The organism is Enterobacter sp. Taxon_2, from assembly GCF_058355295.1.
In genome coordinates this window covers 4,206,909-4,220,719 of sequence record NZ_CM178024.1, presented here as the reverse complement: position 1 = coordinate 4,220,719, position 13,811 = coordinate 4,206,909, and the positions used below count along the sequence as shown (strand labels likewise).

Annotated in this window: 12 protein-coding genes and 1 other RNA gene; 9 read left to right on the top strand and 4 right to left on the bottom strand. The window is 53.4% G+C overall.

What is annotated here, in order from left to right; all coding sequences use genetic code 11:
- Positions 1–41: 41 nt before the first annotated feature.
- Positions 42–1,613 carry a galactarate dehydratase gene (garD, locus tag AC4IC4_RS20030; protein ID WP_491471789.1) on the bottom strand — a complete coding sequence of 524 codons (1,572 nt, stop codon included), beginning with the start codon at positions 1,611–1,613 and terminating at the stop codon, positions 42–44.
- A 377-nt stretch (positions 1,614–1,990) separates the two neighbouring features.
- On the opposite strand from garD, the gene garL reads away from it, so the two are divergent.
- From garL to AC4IC4_RS19985, 9 genes are all read left to right on the top strand, one after another.
- Positions 1,991–2,761 (top strand): 2-dehydro-3-deoxyglucarate aldolase, encoded by a 771-nt coding sequence (gene garL / locus AC4IC4_RS20025; RefSeq protein WP_491471788.1) that lies wholly within the window; start codon positions 1,991–1,993, stop codon positions 2,759–2,761.
- Between the two features lie 21 nt (positions 2,762–2,782).
- A complete protein-coding gene (gene garR / locus AC4IC4_RS20020) occupies positions 2,783–3,673 on the top strand; it encodes a 2-hydroxy-3-oxopropionate reductase (protein WP_491471787.1) in 891 nt (296 codons plus the stop codon).
- Between the two features lie 59 nt (positions 3,674–3,732).
- An RNA gene (gene rnpB / locus AC4IC4_RS20015) (RNase P RNA component class A) lies at positions 3,733–4,110 on the top strand.
- A 686-nt stretch (positions 4,111–4,796) separates the two neighbouring features.
- Positions 4,797–5,717: a transcriptional regulator TdcA gene (gene tdcA, locus AC4IC4_RS20010; protein ID WP_008501504.1), complete on the top strand. Its 921-nt coding sequence runs from the start codon at positions 4,797–4,799 to the stop codon at positions 5,715–5,717.
- Between the two features lie 101 nt (positions 5,718–5,818).
- Positions 5,819–6,808: a bifunctional threonine ammonia-lyase/L-serine ammonia-lyase TdcB gene (gene tdcB, locus AC4IC4_RS20005; RefSeq protein WP_024906393.1), complete on the top strand. Its 990-nt coding sequence runs from the start codon at positions 5,819–5,821 to the stop codon at positions 6,806–6,808.
- A 9-nt stretch (positions 6,809–6,817) separates the two neighbouring features.
- Positions 6,818–8,149, top strand: coding sequence for a threonine/serine transporter TdcC (gene tdcC, locus AC4IC4_RS20000; RefSeq protein WP_024906394.1), 1,332 nt, complete (start codon positions 6,818–6,820; stop codon positions 8,147–8,149).
- Positions 8,150–8,179: 30 nt separating this feature from the next.
- Positions 8,180–9,388, top strand: a complete 1,209-nt coding sequence (gene tdcD, locus AC4IC4_RS19995; RefSeq protein WP_491472846.1) for a propionate kinase — start codon at positions 8,180–8,182, stop codon at positions 9,386–9,388.
- Between the two features lie 15 nt (positions 9,389–9,403).
- Positions 9,404–11,698 (top strand): formate C-acetyltransferase, encoded by a 2,295-nt coding sequence (gene pflB / locus AC4IC4_RS19990; RefSeq protein ID WP_491471786.1) that lies wholly within the window; start codon positions 9,404–9,406, stop codon positions 11,696–11,698.
- Positions 11,699–11,847: 149 nt separating this feature from the next.
- Positions 11,848–12,258 (top strand): Spy/CpxP family protein refolding chaperone, encoded by a 411-nt coding sequence (locus AC4IC4_RS19985; RefSeq protein ID WP_491471785.1) that lies wholly within the window; start codon positions 11,848–11,850, stop codon positions 12,256–12,258.
- A 75-nt stretch (positions 12,259–12,333) separates the two neighbouring features.
- On the opposite strand, the gene AC4IC4_RS19980 is transcribed toward AC4IC4_RS19985, so the two are convergent.
- Genes AC4IC4_RS19980 through AC4IC4_RS19970 form a run of 3 tightly spaced genes read right to left on the bottom strand, consistent with a single transcriptional unit; the run spans position 12,334 to position 13,610 of the window.
- On the bottom strand, positions 12,334–12,819 hold the full coding sequence (locus AC4IC4_RS19980) for an Hcp family type VI secretion system effector (protein ID WP_491471784.1): 486 nt from the start codon (positions 12,817–12,819) through the stop codon (positions 12,334–12,336).
- Between the two features lie 21 nt (positions 12,820–12,840).
- The gene (locus tag AC4IC4_RS19975) at positions 12,841–13,158 is read right to left on the bottom strand and encodes a DUF1493 family protein (RefSeq protein ID WP_491471783.1); all 318 of its coding nucleotides are present in this window, start codon (positions 13,156–13,158) and stop codon (positions 12,841–12,843) included.
- 2 nt (positions 13,159–13,160) lie between these two features.
- The gene (locus AC4IC4_RS19970) at positions 13,161–13,610 is read right to left on the bottom strand and encodes an STM2901 family protein (RefSeq protein ID WP_491471782.1); all 450 of its coding nucleotides are present in this window, start codon (positions 13,608–13,610) and stop codon (positions 13,161–13,163) included.
- Positions 13,611–13,811: the final 201 nt, after the last annotated feature.

Here is a 13,811-nt window from a genome sequence, read left to right as displayed (position 1 = left end):
TTTACCCTCTCCCCTGGGGGAGAGGGCTGGGTGACGGGAAGTCACGTCACCGGTGCCGGGTTAAACACCGCCAGCTGATTATGCAATCCCCACTGATCCGAAAAGGTTTTCTTCCGTCCGCTGGCGACATCCAGAATGAAGTGGAACAGTTTCCAGCCCACGTCCTCAATACTCTCTTCTCCGGTGGCGATAGTGCCCGCGTTGATATCCATTAAGTCATACCAGCGGTTTGCCAGCTCGGTGCGGGTCGCCATCTTAATCACCGGCACCGCCATCAGGCCGTACGGCGTGCCGCGCCCGGTGGTAAAGACCTGTACCGTAATGCCGGATGCCACCTGCTGCGTGCCGCAGACAAAATCGCTGGCCGGCGTTGCCGCGTAAATCAGGCCGCGTTTCGTCGGGCGCTGGCCCGGAGAGAGCACTTCTGCAATGGCGCTCTGACCGGATTTGGCAATGGAGCCAAGGGCTTTTTCCACCACGTTCGCCAGGCCGCCTTTTTTGTTCCCCGGAGACGGGTTGGCGCTGCGGTCGGTTTTGCCCATATCGAGATAGCTATCGTACCAGGCCATCTCCTCAAGCAGGCGCTTGCCGACCTCTTCATTAACGGCGCGTGGCGTAAGCAGATGGATGGCGTCACGCACTTCGGTCACCTCGGAGAACATCACCGTGGCGCCGCAGCGAACAAGCAGATCGGACGCATAGCCTACCGCCGGGTTGGCCGTCACGCCGGAGAAGGCATCGCTGCCGCCGCATTGGGTGCCCACGACCAGTTCCGAGGCCGGACACGTTTCGCGCTGGCGGCGGTTGAGTTTGTCCAGATGTCGCTCTGCCACCTGCAGAATGTCATCGACCATTGAGCGGAAACCAATGTGGCGTTCGTCCTGCAGGCGCACGATGCTGGCCTCGTCTGCCGGGATGGCTTTGACATCCTCAGTACCCTGCAGCAGGCGTTCTGGCTGCAATTTTTCACAGCCGAGGCCGATGACCATCACCTCGCCGCCAAAGTTCGGGTTGAGGGCGATATTGTGGATGGTCCGGATAGGCACCACGGCAGCGGGCGCGTTAATCGCCACGCCGCAGCCGTAGAGGTGGTTCAGGCCCACCACACCGTCGACGTTCGGGTATTTTGGCAGCAGATCGCGTTCGATGATTTTCACCACGTAATCCACTACGCCCGCCACGCAGTGCACGCTGGTGGTAATACCGAGCAGATTTTTGGTGCCGACGCTGCCGTCCGCATTGCGGTAGCCTTCGAAGGTATAGCCCTCCAGCGGAGGAAGCGGTTCCGGCACGCGGGTTGCCAGCGGAAGCGTGTTCAGCGGCGGCGCTTCTGGAAGTGCCACCAGCGACTCCTCAACCCAGCTACCCTGTGGTATAGCGCGAACGGCATAGCCGATGACTTCACCGTAACGTACGATTTCGCTATTAGCAGGGATATCCACCAGGGCGACTTTATGTCCCTGTGGAATATGCTCAATCAGTTCCAGCCCGTCCGGGAATCGAGTGCCCGCTTTTAAGCCATTGTCGTTGACAATAATCGCCACATTATCGATGTCGTGTACTTTGATATAAAACGCCGTCGGCGATGCCTGTCGAATTTCAATGTCGGCCATTGTTCACTATTCTCCAGCAAAGTGTCTGATAATAAATTCAGCCAATTTTCTAATGGTAGAAATAAATACGCGGCTTTCAGAAATAAAGCATGTCAGCATAGGGGATATTAAAATGTGATCTCGATCGCTCCCGAACCCGTAATCCTTGATTCTGTGCATTAGCGCCCAGTGCTTTGTGCATATGCAAAAATTTTTATCAAAATATGCCGTAATACCTGAGCATTAAAACAATGTGCGGTCGCGGATGGCGTCTTATACTGAATGACGATTTTATCACGCCAGAATACGTCAGAATAATAAATATCATGCTGACACGGTGTCTGAATGAATAAATAAAATGACGCTGGAAAAGGCTGCGGAATAAAAAGGTAAATACGATGAGTAACGATATCTTCCCGAATAAATTTAAAGCGGCCCTCGCGGCGCACCAGATTCAGATTGGCTGTTGGTCCGCGCTGGCAAACCCAATCAGCACCGAAGTGCTGGGCCTGGCCGGTTTCGACTGGCTGGTGCTGGACGGCGAACATGCGCCGAACGATATCAGCACGTTTATTCCGCAGCTGATGGCGCTGAAAGGCATCCACAGCGCCCCGGTGGTGCGTGTACCCACCAACGAGCCGGTGATTATCAAGCGTCTGCTGGATATCGGCTTCTACAACTTTCTGATCCCGTTTGTGGAGACGGAAGAACAAGCGGCGCTGGCCGTTGCGTCAACGCGCTACCCCCCGGAAGGGATCCGCGGCGTCTCCGTTTCGCACCGCGCCAATATGTTTGGCATCGTGCCGGACTATTTCGCGCAGTCCAACAGCAACATCACCATTCTGGTTCAGATCGAGAGCCAGCAGGGCGTTGATAACGTCGACGCGATTGCCGCCACAAACGGCGTGGACGGTATCTTCGTCGGCCCAAGCGATCTGGCTGCCGCCTTTGGCCATCTGGGCAACGCCAGCCACCCTGACGTACAGCGCGCGATCCAGCACATCTTTGCCCGCGCCAAAGCACACGGCAAACCGTGCGGCATTCTGGCGCCGGTTGAGGCGGACGCCCGTCGCTATCTGGAGTGGGGAGCCACGTTTGTTGCCGTCGGCAGCGACCTCGGCGTATTCCGCTCGGCCACGCAGAAATTAGCGGACGCTTTTAAAAAATAACCATCATTGAGGATACAGATTATGACGCTGAAAGTGGGTTTTATTGGCCTGGGGATCATGGGTAAACCAATGAGTAAGAACCTCATCAAAGCGGGTTACTCGCTGGTGGTATCCGATCATAATCCACAGGCCGTGGCGGAGGTGATGGCGGCGGGCGCAGAAACGGCCACGACAGCCAAAGCGATTGCTGAGCAGTGCGACGTCATCATCACCATGCTGCCAAACTCACCGCATGTTAAAGAGGTTGCGCTGGGTGAAAACGGCATTATCGACGGCGCGAAGCCGGGCCTGGTGCTGATTGATATGAGCTCTATTGCGCCGCTCGCAAGTCGTGAAATCAGCGAGGCGCTAAAAGCAAAGGGCGTCGATATGCTGGACGCGCCGGTCAGCGGCGGTGAGCCGAAAGCGATAGACGGTACGCTGTCGGTGATGGTCGGCGGCGATAAAGCTATTTTCGATAAATTTTACGACCTGATGAAAGCGATGGCGGGCTCCGTGGTGCATACCGGGGATATCGGGGCGGGTAACGTGACCAAGCTGGCAAACCAGGTGATTGTGGCGCTGAACATTGCCGCCATGTCCGAAGCGCTGACGCTGGCAACCAAAGCGGGCGTCAACCCGGACCTGGTCTATCAGGCCATTCGCGGTGGTCTGGCGGGCAGTACCGTACTGGAGGCCAAAGCGCCGATGGTCATGGATCGTAATTTCAAACCCGGTTTCCGCATCGACCTGCATATCAAAGATCTGGCCAACGCGCTGGATACGTCTCACGGCGTGGGGGCGCAGCTGCCGCTGACCGCGGCGGTCATGGAGATGATGCAGGCGCTGCGTGCCGATGGCCTGGGCACGGCCGATCACAGCGCAATTGCATGCTACTACGAAAAACTGGCGAAGGTGGAAGTGGCGCGTTAATCACGCCTTGCCCATACCTGAGGGTGACAGCGGCGCGCAAACCCTCTATACTGCGCGCCGAAGCTGACCAGACAGTCGCCGCTTCGTCGTCGTCCCTTTCGGGGGAGACGGGCGGAGGGGAGGAAAGTCCGGGCTCCATAGGGCAGGGTGCCAGGTAACGCCTGGGGGGGAAACCCACGACCAGTGCAACAGAGAGCAAACCGCCGATGGCCCGCGCAAGCGGGATCAGGTAAGGGTGAAAGGGTGCGGTAAGAGCGCACCGCGCGGCTGGTAACAGTCCGTGGCACGGTAAACTCCACCCGGAGCAAGGCCAAATAGGGGTTCACATGGTACGGCCCGTACTGAACCCGGGTAGGCTGCTTGAGCCAGTGAGCGATTGCTGGCCTAGATGAATGACTGTCCAACGACAGAACCCGGCTTATCGGTCAGCTTCAACTTCTCAGAGAACCCCGCTTCGGCGGGGTTTTTGCTTTCAGGGGGTGTAGACTGGGTAAGCGCAGCGCCACCCGGCACCAGACAAACGACATCAATTCTCACATTTGCGACATTAAGCACATTTCACTGTTTTTATCCCTTCAGTATCGCTTCTGTGTCTGTGGGCGATCGTCATCACAAAATTTCACGCTAAAAAACTCGCGATTTTCAGTATTGATAATTTGTTATGATTGTTATCTTAATGATCGCGAAACTTTTCTCGTTTGATATGCATACATTGAAATCAAATACATTTCTCCCGTGAATATGTGACGTATTCCACTCTTTTCTGCCAGCCTGAAAATTCGCGTCGGAAAAATTTGATAAATTGAAAGAATGTTTCAAACAAATAGCGGTTATTTATTGGTCTTTAATTGCCTGAAATATCGCCTTTATTGATTTTTTCCGGATGGTAAAATTTATCCTGGTTATCGCCATAAAATAAATTTATTACCGCTATTTTTGTTGATCAATATCAGCGTAGTAGCATATTTGTCTCTATTTATTGCTTTGATAAATAAGCGTTTTTATGGTTTTTCGCTGTGCGTGATAAAGGGTCTGGAAAGCAAATTGTGAGTAACAGCACATACCCCTTCAAACATTATTGAGTAGAATTCACCCCGTCATAGGGAAATAAGTGCAGAATATTATGAACACTATTATTCTACCGAAAACACAGCACCTCGTGGTATTTCAGGAAGTCATTAAAAGTGGCTCCATAGGTTCTGCAGCAAGACAGCTGGGTCTGACGCAACCCGCCGTCAGCAAAATCATCAGCGATATTGAGTCCTACTTCGGCGTGGAAGTGATGGTGCGTAAAAACACCGGCGTAAAACTCACTGCTGCGGGCCAGGTTCTGCTCTCGTACTCAGAGTCCATCACCCGCGAAATGAAAAACATGGTGAGTGAGATTAACAGCCTGAGTTTCAGCACCGTTATGGACGTCTCCTTTGGTTACCCGTCGCTGATCGGCTTCACCTTCCTGTCCGAAATGATCAAAAAATTTAAGGAAGTGTTCCCGAAAGCACGCGTCTCGATGTATGAAGCCCAGCTCTCCTCTTTCCTTCCGGCCATTCGCGACGGTCGTCTGGATTTCGCTATCGGCACGCTGAGTGATGAAATGCTGCTGCAGGATCTGCACGTCGAACCGCTGTTTGAGTCCGAGTTTGTGCTGGTCGCCAGCAAAACGCGAACGTGCACCGGCCCGACGACACTGGCATCGCTCACGCACGAGCAGTGGGTGATGCCGCAAACCGATATGGGCTACTACAAAGAACTTCTGACCACCCTGCAAGACAACCACATCAGCATCGAAAACATCGTCCAGACCGATTCCGTCGTCACCATTTATAACCTTGTGCTGAATGCCGATTATCTGACGGTGATTCCCCGCGACATGATTGCACCGTTCGGTTCTGACCAGTTTATTGTGCTGCCAGTGGAAGATGAATTACCCGTGGCGCGTTATGCCGCCGTGTGGTCAAAAAATTACAGGATTAAAAAATCGGCGTCAGTATTAGTTGAGCTGGCAAAACAATATTCGTCGATGAATATCGAAAGACGACGATGAATAATTAGTACTCATTTTAAAAACACCCAGAGCGTTAACGTGTTAACGCGCTGATACCCTGACTTTGCCTGAAAAGAATGAATTATTATAACGAGGATATTATGCATATTACCTACGATCTCCCGGTAACGATTGAAGATATTCAGGACGCCAGAAAACGACTGGCAGGAAAAATATATAAAACCGGTATGCCACGTTCGAATTATCTCAGCGAACGTTGTAAGGGCGAAATATTCCTGAAATTTGAGAATATGCAGCGTACCGGCTCGTTTAAGATCCGCGGCGCGTTTAACAAGTTAAGCTCGCTGACCGACGCTGAAAAACGCAAAGGCGTTGTCGCCTGCTCCGCGGGAAACCACGCGCAGGGTGTGTCCCTCTCCTGCGCCATGCTCGGCATCGACGGCAAAGTGGTGATGCCGAAGGGGGCACCGAAATCCAAGGTTGCCGCCACCCGCGACTACTCCGCCGAAGTGGTGCTGCACGGCGAGAACTTCAACGATACCATCGCCAAAGTGAGCGAAATCGTTGAGACGGAAGGGCGCATTTTTATCCCGCCTTATGATGACCCAAAAGTGATTGCCGGGCAGGGCACCATCGGCCTGGAAATTCTCGAAGATTTATACGACGTGGATAACGTCATTGTACCTATCGGCGGCGGCGGATTAATTGCCGGGATTGCGACGGCGATTAAATCCATCAACCCGACCATTAATATTATCGGCGTACAGTCTGAAAACGTGCACGGAATGGCAGCCTCCTGGCAGGCAGGAGAAATAACCAATCATCGCGTTACCGGCACGTTAGCCGACGGCTGCGACGTCTCTCGTCCGGGGAAATTAACCTTCGAAATCGTTCGTGAACTGGTCGATGACATTGTGCTGGTGAGCGAAGACGATATTCGCAACAGCATGGTTGCCCTTATTCAGCGAAATAAAGTGGTGACGGAAGGCGCTGGCGCACTGGCTTGTGCTGCGTTATTAAGCGGCAAACTTGACCACTATATTCAGGGCCGCAAAACCGTCTGCATTATTTCCGGCGGCAATATCGACCTCTCCCGTGTTTCCCAAATTACCGGCTTCGTTGACGCATAAAGGTGACCTATGAGCAACACAGAAAGCATTATCGTTGGCCAGACAAAAACGTCCTCCTGGCGTAAGTCTGATACCACCTGGACGCTTGGCCTGTTTGGTACCGCCATTGGCGCAGGCGTGCTGTTCTTCCCCATTCGCGCAGGCTTTGGCGGATTGATCCCGATCCTGCTGATGCTGGTTCTCGCATTCCCGATTGCGTTTTACTGCCACCGCGCGCTGGCGCGTTTGTGTCTGTCCGGCAGCAACGTCTCCGGAAACATCACCGAAACGGTGGAAGAGCATTTCGGTAAAACCGGCGGGGTGGTGATCACGTTCCTCTACTTCTTTGCCATTTGCCCGCTGCTGTGGATTTACGGCGTCACCATTACCAACACCTTTATGACCTTCTGGGAAAACCAGCTCCAGTTGCCAGCGCTGAACCGCGGCGTGGTGGCGCTGTTCCTGCTGCTGCTGATGGCCTTTGTTATCTGGTTTGGTAAAGACCTGATGGTGAAGGTCATGAGCTTCCTGGTGTTCCCGTTTATCGCCAGCCTGGTGCTGATTTCCCTGTCGCTGATCCCTTACTGGAACTCGGCGGTGATCGACCAGGTCAACCTGAGCGATATCGCCTTCACCGGTCATGACGGCATTCTGGTCACCGTGTGGCTGGGTATCTCCATCATGGTCTTCTCCTTCAACTTCTCGCCTATCGTCTCCTCGTTTGTGGTCTCCAAGCGCGAAGAGTACGAGCCAACGTTCGGTAAAGAGTTCACCGAGCAGAAATGTTCCAAAATCATCGGTCGCGCCAGCCTGCTGATGGTGGCTGTGGTGATGTTCTTCGCCTTTAGCTGTCTGTTTACGCTCTCTCCGCAGAACATGGCGGACGCCAAGGCGCAGAACATTCCGGTGCTCTCTTACCTGGCGAACCACTTTGCGTCAATGTCCGGAACCAAATCGACGTTCGCGACGGTACTGGAATACGGTGCCTCCATCATCGCGCTGGTTGCTATCTTCAAATCCTTCTTCGGGCACTACCTGGGCACGCTGGAAGGTCTGAATGGCCTGATCCTCAAGTTCGGCTACAAGGGCGATAAGAAAAAAGTTTCTGTTGGCAAACTGAACACCATCAGCATGGTGTTCATCATGGGCTCCACCTGGGTTGTGGCCTACGCCAACCCGAACATTCTCGACCTTATTGAAGCCATGGGCGCACCAATCATCGCCTCTCTGCTGTGCCTGCTGCCGATGTACGCCATCCGCAAAGCCCCGGCTCTGGCGAAATACAAAGGGCGTACCGAGAACATTTTCGTTACCGCGGTCGGCCTGCTGACCATTCTGAATATCGTTTACAAACTGTTCTAACCCATTGCTCAGGAAGAGCGGAGTCACATGATGATTGAGTTTCCGGTTGTACTGGTAATTAACTGCGGTTCGTCCTCTGTTAAGTTTTCGGTGCTCGACGCCAGCAGCTGCGACGCACTGATGACGGGCATTGCAGATGGCATCAACACCGAGAAGGCCTTTATTTCCGTGAACGGGGGTGAGCCAGCCAGACTGGCTCACCAGGACTACGAAGGGGCGCTGGCTGCCATCGCCCTGGAGCTGGAGAAGCGTGACCTGATGAGCAGCGTGGCCTTAATTGGCCACCGCATTGCGCACGGCGGCGACCTCTTCAGCGAGTCGACCCTGATTACGGAAGCGGTGATTGCGCAGATCCGCCAGGTCTCTCCGCTGGCGCCACTGCATAACTACGCTAACCTGAGCGGCGTGGAAGCCGCAGAGCGCTTGTTCCCGGGCGTGCAGCAGGTCGCGGTATTTGATACCAGCTTCCACCAGACGCTGCCGCCGCAGGCGTATCTGTACGGATTGCCGTACCGCTATTTTGAAGAGCTGGGCGTGCGCCGCTACGGCTTCCACGGCACCTCTCACCGCTACGTGGCCGCGCAGGCGCATACGCTTCTCGGGCTGTCCCCCGATGACAGCGGCCTGGTGATTGCCCATCTCGGCAACGGAGCGTCCATCTGCGCGGTGCGCAACGGCGAAAGCGTGGATACTTCCATGGGGATGACCCCCCTGGAAGGACTGATGATGGGTACGCGCTGCGGCGATGTGGACTTCGGCGCGATGGCGTGGATTGCCCAGCAGACCGGGCAGTCGTTCGAGGATCTGGAGCGCGTGGTCAATAAAGAGTCCGGGTTGCTTGGGATCTCCGGCATCTCCTCCGATTTACGCGCGCTGGAGAAAGCCTGGCACGCAGGCAATGAGCGGGCTGTGCTTGCGATCCAGACCTTCGTTCACCGTATAGCGCGGCATATCGCCGGGCACGCGGCGTCGCTGCACCGCCTCGATGGGGTGGTCTTTACCGGCGGTATTGGCGAAAACTCGACGCTTGTCCGCGCGCTGGTGGCGGAACATCTGAACGTGTTCGGCATCCGCCTCGACGACGCCAAAAATGCCCTGCCGGGCAGCGCGGTTGAGCGCGTGATCTCCACCGAGTCGTCCCGCGTGGCCTGCGCGGTGATCCCTACCAACGAAGAAAAAATGATCGCGCTGGACGCCCTCCGTCTTGGGAAGGTTACCCCGGCTGCGGCTTACGCCTGATAAAGCGAGAAACACATGAAAGTAACAATCGATACGGGCGTCGCGCCCTACAGCGACGCATGGGCCGGGTTTCGCGGTGAAGAATGGAAAAACGCCGTCAACGTCCGCGATTTTATTCAGCATAACTACACCCCTTATGAAGGCGATGAAGCTTTCCTCGCGCAGGCGACGCCAGCAACGACGGCGCTGTGGCAGAAGGTGATGGTCGGCATTCGCCAGGAGAATGCCACCCACGCCCCGGTGGATTTTGACACCAACATTGCTACCACCATTACGGCCCACGGGCCGGGCTATATCGACCAGGATCTGGAGACGATCGTCGGCCTGCAAACCGATAAGCCGCTTAAGCGCGCCCTGCATCCGTACGGCGGGATCAACATGATCCGCAGCTCGTTCGAAGCCTATGGCCGGGAGATGGATCCGCAGTTTGAATATCTCTTTACCGACCTGCGCAAAACCCACAACCAGGGCGTGTTTGACGTCTATTCGCCAGAGATGATGCGCTGCCGTAAGTCCGGCGTGCTGACCGGCTTGCCAGACGGCTACGGGCGCGGACGCATCATTGGCGACTATCGCCGCGTGGCGCTGTACGGGATTGCTTATCTGGTGCGCGAGCGTGAACTCCAGTTTACGGATCTGCAGGGCAGGCTGGAGCGCGGTGAGGATCTGGAGGCGACGATCCGCCTGCGTGAAGAGCTGGCGGAACATAAGCGCGCGCTGCTACAGATCCAGCAGATGGCGGCGAACTATGGCTTTGATATCGCACGCCCGGCGATGAACGCCCAGGAAGCGGTGCAGTGGCTCTATTTTGCCTACCTTGCCGCGGTGAAATCCCAGAACGGCGGGGCGATGTCGCTGGGGCGCACGGCCTCGTTCCTCGATATCTACATTGAACGTGACATGCAGGCAGGAAGGCTGAATGAAGTCCAGGCGCAGGAGCTGATCGACCACTTCATCATGAAGATCCGCATGGTGCGCTTCCTGCGCACGCCGGAGTTCGACACGCTCTTCTCCGGCGATCCGATCTGGGCGACGGAAGTGATCGGCGGCATGGGGCTGGACGGGCGCACGCTGGTGACCAAGAACAGCTTCCGCTATCTGCACACGCTGCACACCATGGGGCCTGCACCTGAGCCGAACCTGACGATCCTCTGGTCAGAACAGCTGCCGATAGCGTTCAAGAAATACGCCGCGCAGGTGTCGATCGTCACCTCTTCGCTGCAGTATGAGAACGACGATCTGATGCGTGCGGACTTCAACAGTGACGACTACGCCATTGCCTGCTGCGTCAGCCCGATGGTGATCGGCAAGCAGATGCAGTTCTTTGGCGCGCGCGCTAACCTCGCCAAAACGCTGCTGTACGCGATCAACGGCGGGGTGGACGAGAAGCTGAAGATCCAGGTCGGTCCTAAAACCGAGCCGCTGCTGGACGACGTGCTGGATTACGACACCGTGATGGCGAGCCTCGATCACTTTATGGACTGGCTGGCGGTGCAGTACATTAGCGCCCTGAATCTCATTCACTACATGCATGATAAGTACAGCTACGAAGCCTCGCTGATGGCGCTGCACGACCGGGACGTCTATCGCACCATGGCCTGCGGCATTGCCGGGCTGTCGGTAGCCGCGGATTCCCTGTCGGCCATTAAATATGGCACGGTAAAGCCGGTGCGCGACCATACCGGACTGGCAGTCGATTTCGTGATTGAAGGGGATTATCCGCAGTACGGCAACAACGACGACCGCGTGGACAGCATTGCCTGCGACCTGGTGGAGCGCTTTATGAAGAAAATTCAGGCGCTGCGGACCTACCGCAACGCGGTGCCAACCCAGTCGATCCTGACCATCACCTCCAACGTGGTTTATGGTCAGAAGACCGGGAACACGCCGGACGGACGACGCGGCGGCACGCCGTTTGCCCCAGGCGCGAACCCAATGCACGGGCGCGACAGAAAAGGGGCGGTGGCCTCGCTAACGTCGGTTGCCAAACTGCCGTTCACCTATGCGAAAGACGGGATTTCCTACACCTTCTCCATCGTGCCGCAGGCGCTTGGCAAGGACGAGCTGGTGCGCAAAACCAACCTGGTGGGGCTACTGGACGGGTATTTCCATCACGAAGCCTCTATTGAGGGGGGGCAGCATCTGAACGTCAACGTCATGAACCGGGAAATGCTCCTCGATGCCATCGCGCACCCGGAGAATTACCCGAACCTGACAATCCGCGTTTCAGGTTATGCGGTGCGGTTTAATGCGCTGACGCGCGAGCAGCAGCAGGATGTGATTTCGCGAACCTTTACCCACTCTATCTAAACGTGAGCTCTCATGCCCCCTCAATGCAGGGGGCCTTTTTTTGTCCGCTAAACATACAAAATTGTTTATATAATTACTCACACATATTCATCCGCTCTTGAAAAACAATACCCCTGCTTTTCCCTATAACAGCATGTAAGGACAGTAAGATGATGAAAATGACCCGTATTGCGCTGGTCGCCGCCTCGCTGGCAGTGTGTAGTTTTACGGCACAGGCCGCGAACGTTGAGGCTGCTCCGTCTCCATCGCAGGATCCGCTGGTGCAGCACCTGAATCTCAGCAATGAGCAGGTTAAGAAGATTGAAGGTCTGCATAAGCAGCTGGAACAAAATGTCAGCAAGATCCCGATGACGGGCGTGAAGGACGGCGCGCTGATCGACATGTTCCAGGCGGGCAAATGGGACGAAAGCACGGTGAAAAGCCAGCTTGCTGCCTTTAGCAAAATTGAAGAGCAGACCCGTTATTACCGCGTGAAATATTACTTCGACGTCAGCCAGGTTTTGACTCCGGAACAGCGTAAACAGATTAGAACGGATATGGCTAACGCGCTGGCAGAGTGATCCTGAATCATTCATTAAAAATGAAGCCTCACAGAATCGCTTTAATTAGATTCTGTGAGGAATGGATCCTGACTTTCATGCTGATGCCCGTTCATTCCATGCATCAGAGAATTGAATATTCCCGTCGCAATAGGTCCAGGTCGCTTTTTCGTAGCGCAATTGAATAGATTCAAGGTGACCAGTACCAGGACAGTTACGAGTATCGTTAACAATAGGGGAGATAGAGACAACTTTCACACCTTCCAGTTCCGTTCTAAAATATTCAACCTCCCAACCTGCATCATTAATTCGGTAATATCTAATCTCAACTTTCTTAAGGTTTTGCCCTGTAGCTACCGCCTTATAAAGATAGGGAGATGAGCTATCAATTTCCTTCTCGAACAGGAAAGGAGCGTGTTTCCTCGTTCCGGTTAATCTTCCGGAGAGTGGATCGGTTGGAATACTCAAATTATGGGTTAAACCTCTAACTTCAACACTCCCTTCACGATCCTGAACATCACATGAACCTTTAATGAGTGAGCCACCATCGTCATAGAACCAAATGTGAACAGGTACGGCCATTATAAAAACTCCTTCTATAAATCAATCGTGTATCCATTTACCTGCTTTTACCGCTTCGGCAAACATTCTTACCGTTAATGGCTTTGATATTTGCTTAACCGGATCTTTAGTAAACCATTTCCTGAAAAACCAGGTTTGAGTCCAGGGGAAATAATTTTCAGTGTTTACTTCGATATGGTACTTTTTTTCAAATATCTCAATAGCATATACAACATCATCCAGATCGGTGTAATCCTGTAAAACATCATCTATCTCAAGCGGGATTCTCTCGCCCGTAAATGTTCCTTGTTCTGGTAAATTATCCCTGAAGAATTTTAAAACATCAGTTTCACTGTTCATCTTCACCAAATCCGGTCTTTTGGGTGAGCAATCGTATTATATCTTGAAAGCGTTTTGTAACTTATCATTGCAACATCTGCAGTAAGTATGGTTATTCCTAATGCCGGTATCCATCTGCCGATGAATGCACCTAAGTTTTTGGTATACATTGGTTTTCGGTATCTGAAGCTTGCAAGCGTAATTGTAGGGAGTCGATGTGGCAGCTGTACATTCAGTAGATCTCGCAGGTATTTAGATGCTACAGATGTGCCTATTGTAGCCGTTTCTGGCTTTGTTCTGGTTTCAAGTATCGGTAAACCAAGAATCATAGTGGCCATCATTACGACATCCTTTAATCCGCCGAACTGTTCATCGGTAGCATCCAGGAAAATCCAAAAAAATAACTCAGATGCTGAGATGTTACATACACCTTTATAAAAGTAGGTTCCATTGAGTTCTTCAACGGTGTCCATAGCATAACCATAATCATCAGGTGGTTTGTTGAAATATCATCCTATAAAAAAGAAAAGGCTGAGAATAGGGTATCCATCTTTATAAATTCTGAAATATTCTCGTTTTAATGATGAAATAATTTTTGATCTGCATCACATTTAGAAAATGTTATCTGTTTTTTATGGATTTATAGAAATTATTACTCTTAACACAGAAAAGCC